The sequence below is a fragment of the uncultured Senegalimassilia sp. genome (genome assembly GCF_934636665.1).
In the GTDB taxonomy this organism is placed as follows: Bacteria; Actinomycetota; Coriobacteriia; order Coriobacteriales; family Eggerthellaceae; genus Senegalimassilia.
Map to the genome: position 1 here is coordinate 1 of NZ_CAKUAT010000008.1, position 19,422 is coordinate 19,422.

General features: G+C 60.8%; 18 protein-coding genes and 1 pseudogene. 12 read left to right on the plus strand and 7 right to left on the minus strand.

What is annotated here, in order from left to right; all coding sequences use genetic code 11:
- Window positions 1-313 precede the first annotated feature (313 nt).
- On the plus strand, window positions 314-745 hold the full coding sequence (locus Q0G75_RS04375; RefSeq protein WP_294416957.1) for a universal stress protein: 432 nt from the start codon (window positions 314-316) through the stop codon (window positions 743-745).
- Window positions 746-867: 122 nt separating this feature from the next.
- Here Q0G75_RS04375 and Q0G75_RS04380 read toward each other — a convergent pair whose 3' ends face one another.
- Entirely contained in the window at window positions 868-1,719 is an 852-nt protein-coding gene (locus Q0G75_RS04380; protein ID WP_294416959.1) for an RNA methyltransferase, read from the minus strand.
- Window positions 1,720-2,375: 656 nt separating this feature from the next.
- Here Q0G75_RS04380 and mazG point away from each other — a divergent pair.
- The 4 genes from mazG (at window position 2,376) to Q0G75_RS04400 (ending at window position 6,900) form a co-directional block, all read left to right on the plus strand.
- The gene (mazG, locus tag Q0G75_RS04385) at window positions 2,376-3,278 is read left to right on the plus strand and encodes a nucleoside triphosphate pyrophosphohydrolase (protein ID WP_294416961.1); all 903 of its coding nucleotides are present in this window, start codon (window positions 2,376-2,378) and stop codon (window positions 3,276-3,278) included.
- A gap of 203 nt (window positions 3,279-3,481) precedes the next feature.
- Complete coding sequence (locus Q0G75_RS04390; protein ID WP_294416963.1) at window positions 3,482-4,258, plus strand: GTP pyrophosphokinase family protein; 777 nt, start codon at window positions 3,482-3,484, stop codon at window positions 4,256-4,258.
- Between the two features lie 5 nt (window positions 4,259-4,263).
- Window positions 4,264-5,691, plus strand: a complete 1,428-nt coding sequence (locus Q0G75_RS04395) for a glycoside hydrolase family 30 beta sandwich domain-containing protein (RefSeq protein WP_294416965.1) — start codon at window positions 4,264-4,266, stop codon at window positions 5,689-5,691.
- An 81-nt stretch (window positions 5,692-5,772) separates the two neighbouring features.
- Window positions 5,773-6,900, plus strand: a complete 1,128-nt coding sequence (locus Q0G75_RS04400; protein ID WP_294416967.1) for an aldo/keto reductase — start codon at window positions 5,773-5,775, stop codon at window positions 6,898-6,900.
- 375 nt (window positions 6,901-7,275) lie between these two features.
- On the opposite strand, the gene Q0G75_RS04405 is transcribed toward Q0G75_RS04400, so the two are convergent.
- Entirely contained in the window at window positions 7,276-7,719 is a 444-nt protein-coding gene (locus Q0G75_RS04405; RefSeq protein ID WP_294416968.1) for a GatB/YqeY domain-containing protein, read from the minus strand.
- Window positions 7,720-7,882: 163 nt separating this feature from the next.
- Here Q0G75_RS04405 and Q0G75_RS04410 point away from each other — a divergent pair, with 163 nt between their 5' ends.
- The 6 genes from Q0G75_RS04410 to Q0G75_RS04435 all read left to right on the plus strand — a co-directional run bounded on the left by Q0G75_RS04410 (window position 7,883) and on the right by Q0G75_RS04435 (window position 13,140).
- On the plus strand, window positions 7,883-8,701 hold the full coding sequence (locus tag Q0G75_RS04410; protein ID WP_294416969.1) for a hemolysin III family protein: 819 nt from the start codon (window positions 7,883-7,885) through the stop codon (window positions 8,699-8,701).
- 42 nt (window positions 8,702-8,743) lie between these two features.
- On the plus strand, window positions 8,744-9,625 hold the full coding sequence (locus Q0G75_RS04415) for a hemolysin family protein (RefSeq protein WP_294416972.1): 882 nt from the start codon (window positions 8,744-8,746) through the stop codon (window positions 9,623-9,625).
- Window positions 9,622-10,554: a PspC domain-containing protein gene (locus tag Q0G75_RS04420; RefSeq protein ID WP_294416974.1), complete on the plus strand. Its 933-nt coding sequence runs from the start codon at window positions 9,622-9,624 to the stop codon at window positions 10,552-10,554. Before Q0G75_RS04415 ends, Q0G75_RS04420 begins: the two co-directional genes overlap by 4 nt.
- A gap of 332 nt (window positions 10,555-10,886) precedes the next feature.
- Window positions 10,887-11,696, plus strand: a complete 810-nt coding sequence (locus Q0G75_RS04425; protein ID WP_294416975.1) for a hypothetical protein — start codon at window positions 10,887-10,889, stop codon at window positions 11,694-11,696.
- A 67-nt stretch (window positions 11,697-11,763) separates the two neighbouring features.
- Complete coding sequence (locus Q0G75_RS04430) at window positions 11,764-12,423, plus strand: TrkA family potassium uptake protein (protein WP_042436957.1); 660 nt, start codon at window positions 11,764-11,766, stop codon at window positions 12,421-12,423.
- Window positions 12,424-12,468: 45 nt separating this feature from the next.
- Window positions 12,469-13,140, plus strand: coding sequence for a TrkA family potassium uptake protein (locus Q0G75_RS04435; protein WP_294361391.1), 672 nt, complete (start codon window positions 12,469-12,471; stop codon window positions 13,138-13,140).
- Window positions 13,141-13,364: 224 nt separating this feature from the next.
- Here the strand turns inward: Q0G75_RS04435 and Q0G75_RS04440 are convergent, their stop codons facing one another.
- The gene (locus Q0G75_RS04440; RefSeq protein ID WP_294416977.1) at window positions 13,365-14,009 is read right to left on the minus strand and encodes an MOSC domain-containing protein; all 645 of its coding nucleotides are present in this window, start codon (window positions 14,007-14,009) and stop codon (window positions 13,365-13,367) included.
- A 260-nt stretch (window positions 14,010-14,269) separates the two neighbouring features.
- Between Q0G75_RS04440 and purB the strand changes: the two genes are divergently transcribed.
- Complete coding sequence (gene purB, locus Q0G75_RS04445; RefSeq protein WP_294416980.1) at window positions 14,270-15,613, plus strand: adenylosuccinate lyase; 1,344 nt, start codon at window positions 14,270-14,272, stop codon at window positions 15,611-15,613.
- 149 nt (window positions 15,614-15,762) lie between these two features.
- Here purB and Q0G75_RS04450 read toward each other — a convergent pair whose 3' ends face one another.
- The 4 genes and pseudogenes from Q0G75_RS04450 to Q0G75_RS04460 all read right to left on the minus strand — a co-directional run bounded on the left by Q0G75_RS04450 (window position 15,763) and on the right by Q0G75_RS04460 (window position 19,307).
- Window positions 15,763-17,169: an aminopeptidase gene (locus Q0G75_RS04450; protein WP_294417004.1), complete on the minus strand. Its 1,407-nt coding sequence runs from the start codon at window positions 17,167-17,169 to the stop codon at window positions 15,763-15,765.
- 286 nt (window positions 17,170-17,455) lie between these two features.
- Window positions 17,456-18,307, minus strand: coding sequence for a hypothetical protein (locus Q0G75_RS04455; RefSeq protein WP_294417005.1), 852 nt, complete (start codon window positions 18,305-18,307; stop codon window positions 17,456-17,458).
- 129 nt (window positions 18,308-18,436) lie between these two features.
- A pseudogene (locus Q0G75_RS09345) lies at window positions 18,437-18,499 on the minus strand (zinc-ribbon domain-containing protein); the annotation flags it as partial.
- Between the two features lie 121 nt (window positions 18,500-18,620).
- The gene (locus Q0G75_RS04460) at window positions 18,621-19,307 is read right to left on the minus strand and encodes a DUF4282 domain-containing protein (protein WP_294417007.1); all 687 of its coding nucleotides are present in this window, start codon (window positions 19,305-19,307) and stop codon (window positions 18,621-18,623) included.
- Window positions 19,308-19,422 lie beyond the last annotated feature (115 nt).

The window sequence follows — 19,422 nt, forward strand, 5'->3', positions numbered from 1 at the left end:
CTGCAGCGCCAGGCTGCGGGAGGGCAGGGCGTCGCGCTCGCGGAGGGCGCTTTTCTATCGCGCCGAAGAAGGCCCGCGGGGGGAGGTTCCCCTGCGGGCCTTTCCGCGTTTGGGGGCGCTAGAACGTAGCAAGATTCAAAATCATCTGTGGATTTGGGGCCAGTTTGGAACAAGGTTTTGGTGCCGTGCTTGCTGTTACCAAATTGTGTATGATCCGTGTAGGGTAGGTCGACTATACTTCAACTAAGGGATTGGAGTGATTGCTCGCGATTTTGCGGTCTGCTGGTTCGGGCTGCAAGGGAGGAGATTCATTATGGCTGTAGATAAGATGCTTGTTGCGTTTGATGAGTCTGAGGGTTCGAAGAAGGCGCTCAAGACTGCATCTGAATTGGCTGCGGCAAACGCGAATGCTCATATCGACCTTGTGTATGTAGTGCCGATTCCAATGTTGAGCTCCGATCAGATGGCTAGTTTCCAAAGCATTTTGGATTTGATGATCTCTGATGGCGAGGACCTGCTTGCGGCTGCGGCTGATGGCATGGGCGATGACGTTGCGTCTCGCACCGATTCGTTGTTGCTTACGGGCACCAATCCGGCTAGCGAGATCCTGCGACTTGCTGATCAGCGTGATTACGACATGATCGTTATCGGTAATAGGGGACTCTCTGGTTTGAAGGAATATACGGGCAGCGTTAGCCACAAGGTGCTTGCTGGTGCAAAGGTACCTGTGCTAGTCGTGAAATAGTTCCATGCTATTTGATTAACGGTTTGATTGGCCGCTTGCGAGTTTTCGCTGGCGGCCAATTCTTTTCCTGAGCCTGTAAGAGGGGGTGTGTTGAGGTCGAGGATCGGCGAGTTGGCGATGCGCTACTTTGCACGCAGCTCCCAGAAGGCAACGGCGCTTGCTGCTGCTACGTTGAGGCTGTCCACTCCGTGGGCCATGGGGATACGCACGGTGTAGTCGCAATGCGCGATAGTGCTTGCTGCTAAGCCGTCGCCTTCGGTTCCTAGCACCAGGGCTAGGCGCTCTTCGCTGGCAAGCTGGGGGTCATCGATGGAAATCGAATTATCCGATAGCGCCAAAGCGGCGGTCTTAAACCCAAGGCTGTGTAGCAACGGAATGCCGTCGTGGGCCCATGAGCCGGCTCCTGTGGCGCCGGAATCTGCGCCGATGCGGGCCCAGGGGACTTGGAATACGGTTCCCATGGATACGCGGACTGCTCGACGATAGAGCGGATCATAGCAAGCTTGCGTGACGAGCACGGCATCGATTCCGAGCGCGGCTGCGCTGCGGAAGATGGCTCCGACATTGGTGTGGTTCGTGATGTCCTCGAGCACGGCAACTCGTCGGGCATTGCGGCAAACGTCCTCAACGCTTTCCGCGATAGGACGTCGGAAGGCTCCGAGCGCGCCACGCGTGAGTTCGAAGCCGGTCAGTTGTTTGAGCTGGCCATGGGGGAGAATGAACACCGGTAAATCGAAATCCGGGTAGCGTTGCTCGATTTGCTTGATGATGGGCTCCATGCCGGAAAGGAACTTCTCCTCCATCAGCAGCGAAAGCGGTTGCATACCGCCCGCGACGGCGCGTTCGATGACCTTCGATGACTCGGCGATGAACATGCCCTTCTCGGGTTCGAGCTTGTTTCGCAATTGCACCTCCGTCAGACGCGCGTATGCGTCAAGGCGGGGGTCGTCTATGGTGCTGACGTTGATGATCATGAGCCGTTCTTCCTGTTCGATGTTGCTTGGGATTAATGATACCCGATAGCCGCAACGATGCGCAGCACGTGCGCGGAACCTGCAGTCGGGCGATGGGGCGGCAACTCGGCAGCGTGTGTAAGGGTGGCAGATTGGCGGAAACCCTGGAGAGGAACTAAGCGCTAAGACAAAGCGAAGGGTGAAAAGGCGGACGGACTGGCAAGCGGGGAGGGATAGGGTTACGGTTACGGTCACGGTCACTTTGTTATGTGCAAAACGAGACCTGTGGCAACGAGGATCGAATCGATAAAAGGCTCATGGCCTGAGCTCTGTTGCCTCAATCCATGGGGCGAGCTTATGCCGTAGTATCAGGAATGCTCGATTGGCTCTTTAAGGGCGCATTGCGGCCTGTTGCACGTTAAAACGAAGCTTCCGTTGCTTTGTATCGAGGAGAGGTGCGGTTCTGGCGCCATGGCATAAAACCGCAACGCTTAACGAAATCAAGGTTGCGCTCGGAAAAGTGCAGTTCTCATGCCGTGGTAGAAAAGCCGGCTTGGTTTCCTTGCCTAGCCGTGAAAACTGCATCCCTTAAATGCGGGCTCTATCTCCGAGGTTTGGCGGTCTCGTTGCGTTGAAGGGTATACTCTTCACAAGATAACTCGACGAAGGAGCATGGTATGTCGGCATCGCAACATGAGAATGCGCTTGAGCGGGCGGCGCATCCCGAGCAGCACCCCGCGTTCGATCAGTTCGTGGCTACGATATCGGCGCTTCGCGCGCCTGATGGCTGCCCATGGGATCGCGAGCAGACGCACTTGTCCATTGCCCACAACATGATCGAGGAAGCGTACGAAGCGGTCGATGCCATCGAGGCGGGCGACGTTGCCCATATGCGCGAGGAGCTTGGCGATGTGTTGTTGCAGGTGGTGCTGCAAAGCCAGATTGCAGCAGATGCGGGCGAGTTCGATATCGAGGATGTTGCGGCGGACGTGGATGCCAAGATGATCAGGCGCCATCCGCACGTGTTCGGGGATGAGGCGGCAGCTGGCGCATCCGAGGTGTTGAACCTCTGGGATAAAGTGAAACTTCAGGAAAAGCAGGCAGCTGATCAGGCTGGTGGGGAAAGCGGAGACGAGCCGCCGGCAGGGTTGCTGGATGGCGTGCCCGTGAGCTTCCCGGCCCTTATGCAGGCGCAGAAGATATCGCGTAAGGCGGCTGCGGCCGGATTCGAGTGGGATACCCTCGAAGATGTGTGGGACCAGGTTCGAAGCGAAATCGATGAGTTGAACGAGGCGTATGACCAGGCTCCGAAGGCGGCCAACGGCAAGGTCGAAGGCGACCCCGATGCCGTCGCCCATGTGGAGGAGGAGCTGGGCGATGTGCTGTTCAGCCTGGTCAACGTTGCTCGTCGCATGGGCGTGAACTCCGAGAACGCGCTGCGGGCAAGTTGCCGTAAGTTCCGTACGCGCTGGTCCGTTATGGAACAGTCGGCGTTTGAGCAGGGCGTGCGCCTTGAGGATATGACCTGCGAGGAGCAAAACCGCTTGTGGGAGCAGGCGAAGGCCGATTTGCGCAAGTAGGCGTGATCGCCTGGACGGGAGACCGGCCGTGGTAACGGAACGGTAAGAAAGCCCTCGCCGCTCTGTAAACCTGGCTTCCCGTGCGGTACCATAATCGTAATCAATAGCACGCGCCGCAAGCCGCATGGCCTGCGGCGCGTATTTTCAATGCGCGAACTGCGTAGACGTACCGTATCGATGGGATGCGGAGAAGGAGCAAGCCGATGAGTACGACCGGTGAACCCGCAAATGAAGCCCCGGAAAGGCTACAGGGCCGTACTGTGGAGGATGATGCCGCAAAGCAGCTTCCCGTCCCGAACGTACCCGATCTTTCGGCGTTCGATATGAATGGGAATCTGCACATGACTTCCGAAAGCATGGAGAAGCTGCATCGGGCCAGCGTGGAGACTCAGTCGATCATGCAAAAGTATCGGGCCGCCATGAGGGAGATGCAGGTTCGCTTGGAGATCTTGGACCAGGATCTGAACCTGAAGAAGCATCGCAATCCCATCCACCATATCGAAAGCCGCTTGAAAACTCCTGCGAGCATCTATGAGAAGATCGGGCGCTACGGGTACGAGGCAACGCTTGAGAATATGGAACGCTACATTCTCGATATCGCCGGCATTCGCGTCATCTGCCCTTATATCCAGGATGTGTACAGCCTGTTCGAGCTGCTCAATCGCCAGGATGATCTTGAGATCGTGAAGGTGAAGGATTACATCGCCTCGCCGAAGCCGAACGGGTATCGCAGCCTTCACGTTATCGCGCGCATCCCCGTGTTCTTCATGGATAAGAAGGAGTCCATTCCCGTGGAAATCCAGCTGAGAACGCTTGCCATGGATTTCTGGGCAAGCTTAGAGCACGATTTGAAGTACAAGGCCGTCAGCGAGGTGCAAGGCATCGATGCCGGCAGCGAGCTGAAGGATTGCAGCCGTATCATCGAGGAGGTCGAGGCCCGCATGCAGGTGCTGGCGGGCGCCTTGGAGCCTGAAGGGTAGTCATCATGAAGCGTTACGTCACCGATGCGAATAACACGCTGTCCCAGGATGAGCTGGGGTTCACTCGCAATCCGGATGCCGAACTCCATTTGATCACCTGCCGTCCCGATGTGGCGTATCAGCGTATATCGGGGTTTGGCGGTGCGTTCACGGAGGCGGCGGCGAACGTGTTCGCCCTCATGCCGCCTGAGTTGCAGGACCGGTTTCTGCTGTTGTGCTTCGGGGGAGCGAAGGACGGCGATCCGGCTGCCGGTGGAAATGCGTATAGCTTGTGCCGCACGCATATCCAAAGCTGCGATTTCGCGTTGAGCAACTACTCGTATGTCAGGCCCTTCGATTCCAGCTTGCGGTCGTTCACTATCAGCCGCGACAGGCAGCTGCTGCTTCCGTTCATCAAGTGCGGGCTTGCGGTGAACCCGCAGCTGCAGTTGTTCGCAAGCCCCTGGAGCCCGCCGGCGTTCATGAAGACCAATCGACGCATGAACGGTGGGGGAAAGCTGCGCCGTTCGCAATATGAGGCATGGGCCGAGGTGCTGGCGAAATATGTGGACGCGTATGCTCGCGAGGGCGTGCGCATAAGCCGCATGAGCGCGCAAAACGAGCCTATGGCAAGCCAAGCATGGGATTCGTGCCTGTTCAGCGCGGAAGAGGAAGCTCAATTTGCGGCAGCGTATCTGCGTCCGGCGTTGGATGCGTCGGGGCATGGCGACGTGAAGCTGTTCGCTTGGGATCACAACACCGACAAGATATTGTCGCGCGTTCAGTCCACCTTCGGGGCGCCGGTGAGTCAGGCGGGGAAGCTGCCGCTTGCCGCTGCCGGCTGGCGAGCCGAGGGCACGGTCGCCTCCGATGCTTTTGCGGGCGTGGCGTTCCATTGGTATGCGGGCGATCACTTCGAGCAGGTGGACGAAGTGGCGCGGCGTTGGCCCGACAAGGAGCTGTTGTTCACTGAGGGCTGCGTGGAATACACGCGCGGCGAGGAGCGCAAGGCAACGCAGGAACGCAAAGCTGAGCAGTATGCGCATGCCGTCATAGGCAGCCTGAACGCAGGCGCTGCCGGGTTCATCGATTGGAATCTGCTGCTCAACGAGAAGGGCGGGCCGAACCATGCCCGCAACTTCTGCGAAGCGCCGTTGATGTACGATCGCGACAAGCGCGAGCTGGTGGCGAATCGATCGTTCTTCTACATGGCGCATTTCTCGCGTTTCGCGCCGGTGGGCTCCCGTCGTTTCCTGACCTCGCGTTACACCGATGATTTGGAAACGGTGGGCTTTCTGCGTCCCGATGGGTCGCGTGCGCTGGTCGTGCTGAACCGTCATACCAGACCGCGAAAGTTCCTGGTGTCGGAAGGGGTGTTCACGGCGGAGTGCAAGGCGGCGGGGCACAGCATAACCACGTTGGTGTGGGATGCGGATGAGGTGCGCGACAGGTAGGCTTTTGCCGTTGTTTGAAACCGCCCTTGACCTGAAGTGCGCTCTAGCCTTTACCATCGAATGAGACGAGAGGAGCATTCGATGACCGTAGAGAACAACACCGTGCCGAAGCTGGGCTTCGGCTGCATGCGCTTGCCGCTTACCGACCCCAAGGATGTCACCGCCATCGACATCGACCAGGTCAAGGAGATGGTGGATTTGTTCATGGACGCCGGTGGCACGTATTTCGATACCGCGTTCGTCTACCATAACGGGCACTCCGAGGTGGCGTTGCGTGAGGCGTTGGTTGAGCGCTATCCGCGTGAGAGCTTTACCATCGCCACAAAGTGCCTTGCCTGGGCGTTGCCCGATGCCGAAACCGCCAAGGCGTGTCTAGATACGTCTCTTGAACGGTTGGGCACCGACTACGTGGATTACTACCTGCTGCACAACGTGGGCGGTGAGCGCACGAAGAAGTTCGATGACTTCGGTATGTGGGAATGGGCGCAGGAGATGAAGGCCGCTGGCAAAATCCGCAATGTGGGCTTCAGCATGCACGACGGTGCGGAAACGCTCGATCAGCTGCTCAACGACCATCCCGAGGTGGACTTCATTCAGTTGCAGGTTAACTATCTGGACTGGGAAAGCCCCGTGGTGCAATCGCGTCGCAACATGGAGGTTGCCCGCAAGCACGGCAAGCCGGTGGTGATCATGGAGCCCGCACGTGGCGGACGTTTGGCCGATTTGCCGGCAGCCGTTGCGGCGCCGCTGCTGGAGCAGCGCCCGGATCTGAGCCAGGCGTCGTGGGCGTATCGCTTCTGCTACAACCAGCCCGGCGTGCTCACCGTGCTTTCTGGCATGTCCACGCCCGATCAGATGAGGCAGAATATCGCCGAATGGCATGAGCACGGCGGCGGGTTCTCCCCGGAGGAGCAGAAAGCGCTCGATGCGGCGCGCGAAGTGTTGGCCGCTATGCCCACGGTGCCGTGCACCAATTGCCGTTACTGCGTGAAGGACTGTCCGCAGCAGGTTGCCATTCCCGAGATCATGAACCTGCTGAACCTGGAGGTTCAAACGGAGAATACCGAGTTCGCCAAGCAGCAATATAGTTGGCAGGCGGTGCCGGGCCGTGCGAGCGACTGCATCCAGTGCGGCGCCTGCGAGGCCATGTGCCCGCAGGGCATCAACATCATCGAGCAGCTCGGGAAGGCCGCCGAGCATTTCGAGTAGGGATTTGGGGCCGGTTGCAGCCGAGAAGGCCGTCGAGCGTTTCGAGCGAGGTTGCTGCGGAGCTGGCTGTCGTCGAGGAGGCGGCCGATCGCCCCTAAGCCGTGATGTGCAGCTGGGGGTGGCCGTAGAAGGCCGTCGGGCGTTTCGATCGAAGGCTGCTGCGGAGTGACCGTTGTCGAGAAGGTGGCCGTCCTTAAGCCGTGATGCGGAGCTGGCGTGGCTGTCGGAGGCGGCCGAGCGCTGCGAAGCTGCAATGCGGAACGGGGTCGAAGCTACCATACGTGAACGGGGTCGAAGGCGATGCGCGCCTTCGACCCCGTTCGCTTTTGCCGCCTGCGCTGCAAGCGGCGTTTTCGCTATTCGCTTGCCGTTGCGTTAGGCAAGCTTGCCCTGCAGCTCCTTCGCGGCGGCGGCCTTGTCGAAGTTGCCGCCGGTGCGCTTGGTGAGCTCGCCCATGACGCGCCCCATCTCCTTCTTCGTGGTTGCGCCCGTTTCGGACAGCACGGTGTCGATGAGCGCGGAAAGCTGCTCGCCGGCCAGCTGCTGCGGCAGCAGCTCCTCGAGCATCTTCACCTGAGCGGTGAGCGTGTCGGTGCGCTCCTGGTCGTTGCCGGCCTTGATGGAGCCTTCCAGCGTTTCCTTGGTTTGCTTGATGACGCGTTTGGCCATGTCGTCGACGTCTTGCTCCGTGATCTCGCGGCGCTCGTTCACCTCGATGTTCTTGATCTCGCCGTGAACTTGGCGAAGGATGGACAGGCGGACCTTGTCGTGTGCCTTCATGGCCTGCTTGATGTGCTCTTTCAGCTCGTCGTATTGCATGTGCGCTCCTTGATTTCGAGGTCCTGCGGCGCGTGGCGCCAGGTGTTCCATATCCCAGTATAACGCCGCCTGCAAGACGCTGGCTTCCTTTGCGCAGCCGCTTCGCTACGGGTGCGCAGCATACGGGAGCCGTTATGCTGCGCGTGTGGTATAACTGGTGCCTATGGATACTGAAACGACATACCCCGCATCGCCGGATATGCCTTCCGGCGCCGGTGAAACCCCTGCAGCGCCTGCTGCTCCCCATGCTTGGACGCCGTCCCAGTTCAAACCGCGCGACCTGCGCGAGGCCCGAGTGCATCGCAATGAGCCTGCGCAAACCTCGGCGAACGAGGCGAACAGGAAGCGCAACGTGCGCGAGTACACGTTGGGCGAGGAGATAGCCAACTCCATCTCGCACGGCGTCGGCGCGCTTCTGGCCATCGCCGCCATCCCCATCCTTGTGGTGAAGGCGGTAAGCCATGGCGGCGGCATCCTGTTGTTCGCCGCGTTGGTGTACACGCTCACCATGCTGCTGGAGTACACCATGTCCACGCTGTATCACGCGTTGGCCGTCGACAAGGCGAAACGCGTGTTCAAGGTGCTGGACCATAGCTGCATCTACCTGTTCATCGCTGGCTCGTACACGCCGTTCTGCCTGATCTCCCTTGCCGATTCGAACGGTATCGTGCTGTGCGCGTTCGTGTGGGTCCTTGCCGTGATAGGCGTTGCTTGCGAGGCGTTCTGGGTTTTTCGCCCGCGCTGGATTTCCGCGGTGCTTTATCTTGCGCTGGGCTGGTCTATCGTGGGGTTCCTGCCGGCGCTTATCCAGGCCATCCCTGCTGCGGGGCTGTGGCTGCTGGTCGCAGGCGGTCTTTGCTACTCGGTTGGATGCATCTTCTACGTGTTGAAGAAGATCCCGTACATGCATTCCATATTCCATTTGTGGGTTGTGGCGGGAAGCGTGCTGCAATTCCTGGCGATTGCGCTGTATGTCATGTAGGCTAGCTCAAAAGGAAATTATCACTAGGAGCGGTTTTAGCGCATGAACGGGAAAAACGAAGACGGCGACGGTAAAAAGGGCTTGAAGGGCATTTTCGGCTTCTTGGGAGCGCCGAAGCGCCAGGCCCTGTCGGCTGAGGACGAGATCAAGGATTTCGTGGCGGATAGCGACGATTTGCTCGATGATGAGAAGCGCATGATTCACGAGATCTTGGACCTGGGCGACATGGATGCCGGCGAGATCATGACGCCGCGCGTGGATATGATCTTGGTGGAGGATACCGAAACCGTGCGTCAAGCGGTGGACCGCATGATGGGAACGGGCTATTCGCGCCTCCCGGTGTTCCAAGGGGATATCGACCGCATCGTCGGCGTGGTCCATTATAAGGACCTGGTGCCTCCCGTGCTCGACGGCCATGGCGACGACCTGGCGGTCGACTATGCCTTCGAGCCGCTGTTCGTGCCTGAGTCGAAGGATGTGTTCCCGCTTCTGGCCGAAATGCAAACGAAACGGCAACAGATGGCCATCGTGGTGGACGAGTACGGTGGAACCGATGGTTTAATTACCGTCGAGGACATCGTCGAGGAGATCGTGGGCGAGATCGTGGACGAAACCGATCGCGAGCGCCCCATTCTGAAGCAGGAAGGTCCCGGTGTGTGGCTTGCCGACGGCCGTTTTCCCGTTGAGGACGCCGTTGAGATGGGTTGGCCGCTTGCCGAGTCCGAGGACTACGAGACCATAGCCGGCTGGGTGCTCAGCATGTTGGACACCGTTCCGCAAATGGGCTACTCCTTCGAGAAGGACGGCTACCGCTTCACTATCCACTCCATGCGACGTCGGCGCATCCTTGCGGTACGCGTGGAGCGCATTTCCGGCGATGCCTTGCAAGCATCTGATGGTAAGGCAGGTCAGGAGGAGCAGTGAGCCGAACACGCCAGCTGTACCGGTCGCGCAATGCGCTGGTAGGGGGCGTGTGTGCCGGAATCGCCGAGCGTTTCGACGTCGATCCGCTGGTCGTGCGCATTCTTTTCCTGACGTTCGCCGTGTTGACGTTGGGCCTTGCGGGCCTTGCGTATATGGTGCTCTGGGCCGTGCTTCCTAAAAGACCCATGCAGGTGAAGCCCGTGAAGGTGGAGCCTGATTCCGTTCATTCCGATACGTTCGGCGCGGTGGATTGCCGTCGTGCTCGCGGTGCCGCGATGGGGCGTTGCGCGAGCGCCGCGCCTTATGTGGGCGCGGCGCATCTGCCTCCCGTGCCGCCTGCGATGGCCGAGAAAGCCCGATGCGACCAAGGGCCCGCGATGGGCCTTGATGCTGCTTCCGCCGAACCCCGTGGCGCTAAAGCCGGCGAAGGGGATGGCCCGTCGACCGCTCGCATCGTGCTTGCTCTTACGGCCGGCTGCCTTTTGGCCTCGTTGGGCGCATCGTTTGCGGTGTCGGGGTTTTTGCACGGGGTTGCCTGGTGGCAATGCTGGCCGTTGGCCTTGGTGGTCTTCGGCATTGTGCGCATAGCCGTGCCGGGCAGCGAAGGCGAGCGCGCTTTGGCGTTTTTCGCGGGCGTCTCCGTGTTCGTGGCGGGGCTGACGCTGCTGCCTATGAGCATGGGGTTCGTCTCGTGGGCCACGTTGTCGAAGATGTTCGAGTATTTGTGGCCCCTTCCCGCGTTGGCGGCAGTTTTGCTGGCGATGGGGGTATATGCGCGTCGGCCCGTCGTTGTCGTGGCGGCGGCGGTGTTCGTGGTGCTGTTCTGCGTGCTCGGCTTCGATTTGCTTTCCGAGCCCGGCCCGCTGCGCGAGTTGTCCTTCGGCACGCCGCTGGGACGCGAGTACCTCTTCCCTTTGCCTTTTGATTAGCCAAACCGATGGGTTTGCACGACGGCCATGCGCAGCGCGCATGGCCGTTTCCGTTTCATAAGGCGCCGCTCGTCGGATGCGGTACGCTTGTTCGTGTTTCGGTTTTGCCTAAGCTATGGGAAGCCACCTGGGGAAATATAAATGTTTTACTTGTCAATCGAACAAACGATGAAGGGCGCCTTCACATGATTTTGCCGGTTTCGGGCCTTCCGGTAAAATAATGCCTGTCAGAACAGCATATCGCCCTTCAGGCAGCAAACCCTTTCGACAATCGAAAACAAGCTGTCGCCGCCTTGGCGGCCTGGTCGTGTGCTGCGAGCGAAAGGTTTTGTTTGAAGAAACGCAATGCATACCGCACCGGCGGGCTGGCGCTGAAGATCGTCGGCCTTGCTTGCGCATCGTGCGTGCTGGCAGGTTGCCTGGGCGTGGGATTCGCAACCGCCGCCGCCGGCGTTTCCCACGATATGCAGACGTTCGGCATCAGCGAGGTCAGCACGCCGGGCAGCGCATCGGCATCGGCCGAGTCCCTGTCCGACCAGGCTGCGGACGCTTCCGTGACCGCAACATCCCGTTTGGCGGCCGCTGGAACGCGCGACATCTCGAAGGGCGTCGCCGCCATCGAGGCCGAGGAGGAGGCAGCCCGTCGCGCCGCCGAGGAGGCGCAGCGCGCCGAGGACCTGGCGCATACTCAGGCCGCGCTTGCCAACAGGGATGCTCAGCTTTCCCGCGACGAAGGCGCTGGCTTGACGGGCTTGGCGGAGGTCGACTGGAACGTCAGCAAGGCGGAGTTCGTGGGCGAATGGACGCTGCGCATCGACGCGTATCTGGCGGGAAGCTCGCTTTCAGGCTATGGCGCCACGTTCGCCGAGGCGGCTTGGGAAAACGGCGTGGACCCGCGTTTCTCCCCGGCCATCTCCAATACCGAATCCACGAAGGGTCTGAACTGCTTCCGCAGCCATAATGCATGGGGTTGGATGGGGAATACGTCCTGGGGAAGCTGGAATGAATCCATCAACGCGCACGTGCAGGGTTTGGCGAAGGGTTATGGGTACACCATTTCCCTGGCGAACGCCAACAAGTACTGCCCGCCAACCTATGAGGATTGGTACGCGAAAACGCTTGCGCAAATGCAGCTGATCTAGCGCGAAGGCGGCCTGCGGGCCGCCTTTTGCGTTATCCTGTTGCGTGAACTTCGGGAAGGATTTTCGCATGAGCAACGTCATCGTGGTGGGCTGCGGCCGCGTTGGATCGCAGCTGGCCAACATGCTGTCGGACAACGGCAGCAACGTGTGCGTGATCGATCGCAACGTGGACGCGTTCGCCAATCTGGGCCGCAACTTCAACGGGTCCACCATTCAGGGCGTGGGCTTCGACGAGGAAACGCTGGAGAAAGCCGGCGTCGATGAATGCGACGTTGTGGCGGCGGTAACGCAGCTGGACAACACCAACCTTATGTGCTGCGAGGTGGCAAGCCGCCTGTTCGGCGTTCCCCACGTGATCGCCCGTCTGTACAACCCCGACCATGAGCGAGCGTACATGCAGCTGGGCATCGACTACGTGTGCGGCACGTCGCTGGTGGCCGAAGACGTGTTCAGCAAGGTGGTTTCCGGGCACGGCGCCCATCTGGACACGTTCGGCGAGTTCGAGGTGCTGCGCTTTTCCCTCGATTTGAGCTGGTCCGAGCGAAACACCATCCGCGTGGCGGAGATGGAGCGTGACCATGATATCCGCATCGTGGCGTTCGAGCGCGGCGACGGCAGCGCCAGCTCCATCCCCACGCGCGAGTCCATCCTATACAACGGGGACTCGGTGCTGGCGTGCGTGCGCCATGAGCTTATCGAGCAATTCAGCAAGTACATTCAAGATTAACGCGGTTTCCGCTTGCCCGATGGCGAAGCGGGGGAGGTTTGGCTGATGTACGTAGTGATCGCCGGCGGCGGCAAAATCGGCGAATATCTGGCGAACGTGCTGCTTGAGAGCGGCAACGATGTGACCATCATCGAGGAGGACCTGGAAACGGCCGACCGCTTGTCGGTGGTTTTGCAGGGTCGTTACCTGGTCATTCACGGCGACGGCTGCGATTCGAAATACCAGGAGGACGCGGGAATCCGCCGCGCCGACGTGTTCGTGGCCACCACGGGCCAGGACGACGACAACCTGGTTTCGTGCGAGATCGCCCAGCGCGTGTTCAACGTGCCTCGCTGTATCGCTCGCGTGAACAGCCCGAAGAACCTGCGCATCTTCCACGAGGTGGGCATCGAGTGCGTGTCATCCACCACGCTCATTGCCAATCTTATCGAGGAGGAGACACTGCTGGGCAGCGTGAGCGTCGTGTCGTCGCTGACGCACGGCAACGTCATGCTGACCGAGGTGGTCGTCCCGCGCATGCGACACCACTCCAACGATGCCGGTGTGCTGGCAAGCGCCATACCCCTGCCTCCCGATAGCATCATCGCGGCGGTCGCGTCCAGCGACAACGTGGAGGTGGTGAACGAGGACACCGTGCTGTTCCCCGGTGACAAGGCCATCGTGGTGGCGGATAACCAGGTCATCGACGCCGTGCGCGCCGCGTTTAAAGGTTTGTAGCAACGGGGCGAGGGCCTTCTAGGCCGAGCTCCTGATGAAAGGGCCCGAAATGGATTTCATTTCGGGCCCTTTCGCGTTATGAGGATGAATTGAAGCGCAGGGGCGGAGCCGGCGAAGCCGCCGTGCTCGGCGCGGGCGCGCGTCTGCATGCGTGCGGATAGGTTGGCTAGCAGGTGGGTCGGCTCGCGGGTAGGTGCCCGCACGGCGGTTGGCGCTTCGCGGCTTTAGCGCGGCGTGTTCGCCAGCTCGTCCAAGGCCTCCTGCGGCGTGTATTCGCATGTGCCGTCGCCCAGCTTCACCACGTCGATGCTGTCGCCGGCCTTGACCTTGCCGCCGGTGAGGGCGACGAAGAAGATGCCCTCGCGCGGGAAGATGCAGTCACCGGCCAGGTAGAAAATCGCGCACTTCTTGTGGCACACCTTGCCCTGCTGCGACAGCTCCAGCAGCACATCGTCGCCGATCTTGAGCTGCGTGCCGAGCGGCAGCGCCATGAGGTTGATGCCCTCGGTGGTGATGTTCTCGGCGAAATCGCCTTCCTTCACATCTAGGCCGCGCGCCCGGGCTTTCTCGATGGATTCCCAGGCCAGAAGCGAAACTTGGCGGTGCCAGTCTCCGGCGTGCGCGTCCTCGGCGACGCCGTGATGGGCCTCGATGGTCACCGGGCCGTCCACCACGGTCTTGCGCGTGCCCTTGCGCTTGGACACGCAGACGGCGCGCACGGTGCCGTGTGTGGTGCTGTCGGCGTCGGGTCCTTCCATGCGGCCCTTGTCGAACACGTTGAGCTGTTCGCCTGCCTTGTGCGCGGCGGCTTCGGCATTGCATGCTTCGAGAGCGTCGTCCTGTCGGCCCTTTTCTTTCTCGATCGTCATGATCCCCCCAATAAACCTAGTAAATAGCTAGGCGCATCTTATCATATCTGAGAATGATTCGGCGAACGAACACGTTGAATCCGCGAAAGGCGGGGTGGGGCGCGGGGGAAGGCGCGGCAGCGCGCTGCTTGCCGCTCGGGCTCCCTCCGTTCGTCCGCTTTCATACGTAAACCATCTGCAGAAACGCGTGCGGTGCCGGCGCGCCGCTTGCGCGCACGGTATCATGGGGCCATCAACTATCAACCGCGAAAGGGGTCGTTGTGATCAACCGCTACACGCGCCCGGCCATGGGCGCCATCTGGGAGCTTCAGAACAAGTTCTCCATCTGGAAGGAAATCGAGGTGCTGGCGTGTGAGGCTCAGGCCGAGCTCGGCCAAGCCGGCATCACGAAGGAGGAGGCGCAGTGGATCCGCGACCACGCCGACTTCACGGTTGAGCGCATCGACGAGATCGAGAAAGTCACGAACCACGACGTCATCGCCTTCACCACCTGCATGGCCGAGTACATCGACGCCGACGTCCCCGAGGGTCAGGAAAAGCCCAGCCGCTGGGTGCATTACGGCATGACCTCCTCCGACCTGGGCGACACCGCGCTGTCGTACCAGATCGTGCAGGCCATCGACATCATCCTGGACGACGTGAAGCAGCTGGGTGAGACGTGCAAGCGCCGCGCGTTCGAGTTCCAGAACACCCTGTGCGTGGGTCGTACGCACGGCATTCATGCCGAGCCCATGACGTTCGGCATGAAGTTCGGCAGCTGGGCTTGGGCGCTCAAGCGCGCGCAGACCCGCCTGGAGCAGGCTCGCGAGGTCGCCGCGACCGGCGCCATCTCCGGCGCGGTGGGCACGTACTCCAGCATCGACCCCTACGTTGAGAAGTACGTGTGCGAGAAGCTGGGCCTGACGCCCGACCCGCTGTCCACCCAGGTGCTGGCGCGCGACCGCCACGCCCAGGTCATGTGCGCGCTGGCTTGCGCTGCCGCAACGCTGGAGTCCATCGCCATGCAGGTGCGCCTGCTGCAGCAGACCGACGTCATCGAGGCGGAGGAGCCGTTCAAGAAGGGCCAGAAGGGCTCGTCGGCCATGCCCCACAAGCGCAACCCCATCACGGCCGAGCGCGTGTGCGGCCTTGCCCGCTGCGTGAAGGCGAACGCCCAGGTGGCGCTCGATAACGTGGCGCTGTGGTACGAGCGCGACATCAGCCACTCCGGCACCGAGCGCGTGGCGCTGGCCGACAGCTTCACCGCGCTTGACTACATGTTCGCCAAGATGCAGTGGATCATGGACGGTCTGCAAACCTATCCGGCGAAGATGGAGCACAACGTGTGGCGCACCAAGGGCCTCATCTTCTCCAGCAAGGTGCTGCTGGCCCTGGTGAACACGGGTATCACGCGCGAGGAGGCGTACGTCATCGTGCAGCGCAACGCCATGGCCGTGTGGGAGGATATCCAGAACGCGGTGGACGGCCCCACGTATCGCGAGCGCCTGGAGAACGACCCCGAGGCCAAGCTGTCCAAGGAAACGCTCGACGAGATCTTCAATCCGTGGGACTTCCTGACCCGCAAGGACGAGGTATTCAAACGCCTGGAGGGCCTGGAGTTCTAAACGGCGGATGCGCAGGTGCGCGTCTGAGCCTGCGACAAGCTAGCGAATAAAGAAGCGCCGCGACTTCAAGTCGCGGCGCTTCTTGCTGTTTATCGACGGTTTTCCGAGGTTGCGTGCGGGAGCGGTCTTCGCTTTCGTGCCCCTGCCCGTTATGCGCGCAGGAACGCCTCGTAGCCGCGCTCGGCCTCGTAGATGTCGGCTTTGCTGGTGGCCTCCCAGGGGCTGTGCATGGAAAGCACTGCCACGCCGGAGTCGATGACGTCCATGCCGTACTTCGCGGGGATGTACGCGATGGTCCCGCCGCCGCCGGCATCGACCTTGCCCAGCTCGCAGGTTTGGAACTGCACGCCGGCGTCGTCCATGAGCTTGCGGATGCGTGCCATGTACTCGGCGCGGGCGTCGTTGCTACCCGACTTGCCGCGCGCTCCCGTGTACTTGTTGAACACCAGGCCGTGGCCCAGGTATGCGCTGTTCTTCGCCTCGAATACGCTGGCGTATGCGGGGTCGAAGCCAGCGGAGACGTCGGAGGAGAGCATGGCGGAAGCGGCCAGCGCGCGGCGCAGCGGCAACATGCCGCCTTCGCCGGCAAGCTCCATGATCTCGGCGATGGTGTTCTCGAAGAACTGCGAGGCCATGCCCGTGGCGCCCACGCTGCCGATCTCCTCCTTGTCCACGAGCACGCACACGGCGGCGCGGTCGAGCTCCTCGCCGGCGACGGCAAGCTGCGCCACCAGCGAGGTGTAGGCGCACACGCTGTCGTCCTGACCGTAGCCCAGCACCATGCTGCGGTCGAAGCCCAGGTCGCGGGCGCGGCCGGCGGGAACGACCTCAAGCTCGGCGGACAGGAAGTCCTCTTCCTCGATGCCGTACTTGTCGGCAAGTAGCTTCAGGGCGAAGGCTTTCACGGGGTCCTTCTGCTCCTTGGCCTCGCCGTCCTCGTCGCGCACCACCAGGGGGCGGTTGCCGACCAGGATGTCGAGCGCCTCGCCTTCGACGACCTCGTTTGCCTTCTTGCCCATCTGCTGGTTCGCCAGGTGGATGAGCAGGTCGGAGATACAGAAGACGGGGTCATCGGCATCCTCGCCGATCTTCACGTCCACCATGCTGCCGTCCTTTTTGGCGATCACGCCGTGCAGCGCCAGCGGGACGGTGACCCATTGGTAGTGCTTGATGCCGCCGTAGTAGTGGGTGTCCATAAAGGCAAGCTCGCTGGATTCGTACAGCGGGTTCTGCTTGACGTCCAGGCGCGGGCTGTCGATGTGCGCGCCCAGGATGTTCATGCCGTCGGTTAGCGGGCGGGCGCCCAGCTGCACCAGGATAACGGCCTTGTTACGCATGGTTGCCCACACCTTGTCGCCGGGGACAAGCTTGCGGCCTGCGGAAATGGCGGCGTCCAGGCTTTCGTAGCCGGCGGCCTCGGCGCTGCGGATGGCGGCGGCGGAGAACTCGCGCTCGGTCTTGTTCTCGGAGATGAAGTCGATGTAGCCGGCGGCAAGCTGCTCGAGCTCGGCCAGCTGGTCCTCATCGTAGCGTTTCCACGCGGATTCGCGTTCCATATACGCTCCTTGCATTCGGGGATCGTTTCTCGCAGACGATAGTACGCCAACCGGGGCGGGCACGCTAGGCAGGGAAGGGGTGCAACGGGGAAAGCCGACAACTGCGCCGGTTGCGTTTGCGGTTTGCGGAGAAGGTAACGGATTCCACGCATTTCGCGAAAGCGGGGCGAACAGGGCGCGCGACAGCACAAACGGAAATCACCGAATATCGCTAACGATAGGCCTAACAGCTCTATGAACAGCGAAAAGGTCAGATTGGAGTCTCGGGCGAATCGCTGCGAAGGCGCTATGACATAAGCGGAATCCACTCGATGGAACTGTCGGCCGGGTATTGCGCTTCGATGGCTTGATTCTCGGTTTGGAATTGCTCGGCGGTAATGGACGTCTTGTTGCCCTGCGCATCAATCTTCACGTACGTCCCGCTCTCCATGCCGAGCTTCTCGACTACGTTGAGGTTATCGGTGCGACCTTTGAAGCCGTTCGTGTAGTCCGTCCAGGCGTCGCCGACGCCGGTCGGGTAGGCGCTCAGCGTGCTCACGGTGATCATCCAGTCTTGGAAGCCGCCGCTTCCGCGTTCGTAAAGATAGCCGCCGGCGCAAACACGCATAATCGAACGTTCCCACGAATAAGCGACGCGAACGGGGGCATTGTTGACGTAGGACCAGATGTCGAACGCCTGCGTGTTGGACTGCGCGTCTTTGCAGCCGATGATCAGCTCGGGGACGTCATCGCCGTTCAAATCGGAAAAGGCGTAGCAAACGTTCGAGAAGCCGCTGTTCGCCCAATCCATAAGATAATTGGGAATGGCCATCGAATTCACGTAAGGATGTCTGGAAGCTAGGTCGTCCTTGCTGAGCTTGGCGGAATCGTCTGCAAGCGATCGATAGTCGTCGACGACCGCTTGCAGGGCGGTTTGCGCCTCTGCGGCGGGGTTGACGGGTGCGGGCGTGGGTTCTGGCTCCGGCGCGGTCTCGGGTGCCGGCTCTTGCTCTGGCACCGCAGCAGCCGATGGCTGTTCCGGTTGCTTTATTTCCGGAGTCTCTTGTTCGGTTGAGGTTTGCTCGTCTGTGGGTTTTGCCGGGTTGCTGATGGAGAGCGCGCCGAAAGCGACTCCGGCGGCGATAAGCGCGAACGCCACGGCCGAAACTGCGATCACGGTGGGCTTCCCGATGGCTTTCCGGGGCGTATCCGCTTGGGAGCAGGACGTTGTGCCGGATGCGCTCGCCGATCCTTGGTCGTCGGCTGGGGATTGTTCGTTGGTTGCGCTTCCGCAGGTTGGGCAAAACCGTGCATTATCGGAAAGCTTCGCTCCGCAATGCTCGCAGTACATCGACGCCTCCTTCGCGGCTGCAGTTATGCTTGCAGCTGATATCTGATGCTAGAGACCATGGCGATCCGTTCAGGGCGGTCGCCCTGCTTGTGAATCGAAGTTATTGGTGATGGCTTATAAGCTACGGCCGGGGGTGTCCGCATTTGGGGCAAAACGATCCGGCGTTACCCGTCTTTCCGCACGGGCAGTCCCATGTGCTCGCCGCGACGGGGCTGATGGGCACCGTCGGCTGTGCGGGTTGAGAGGGTTGGGAGGGCTGGGCAGCCGACTGTTCGGCCTTGTCCGTTGGGGTATTGCCGGAACGACGTTTTGCAGCGAATATCCCGCTCAAGTCGATTGAGTCATTGAATGCCGAGTCGGTCGATCCGAGCATTTTGTTGCGGATGTCGTGCAGATCGACTGCGCCGCGGATGAACATCATGCTCCATTCGAAAAGCAGGCGGTTGACGACCTCGAAAATCACGAATGCGAAGACGGCTATGATGAGACCTTCGAAGAAGGCTCCCATTGCTCTGACGCCCGATTTCGATGCAGCGGACATAAAGGGGAGGATCAGGCAAAATGCTGCAATCGAGGTTGTTGAGAACACATACAGAAACTTCGTGATGCTTTCGATGAACAGGTGATCGAAGCTGAAGAACTTGGTAAGCGGCTTCGTCTTATCCGCTTTCTTGCTTGCGAACTTGATGAACAGCACAATCGCCCCCGCAATGGCTGCAATCCCCAAAATGGGCGCAATGATGTCGATGGCCGTAGACATCCCGTGAGAGCCAGTTGAACCATACATAACGCCAGTTGATCCGTACATAACGATTCCTCCTTTTCGAACCCCTAAAGCAGCCTTCCTGCCGCAATGAAGATAGTATACCGGCAACGGCGCCCCGTGGCATTCATCGCAATCGCCTTGGCGGGAATCGTCCCGC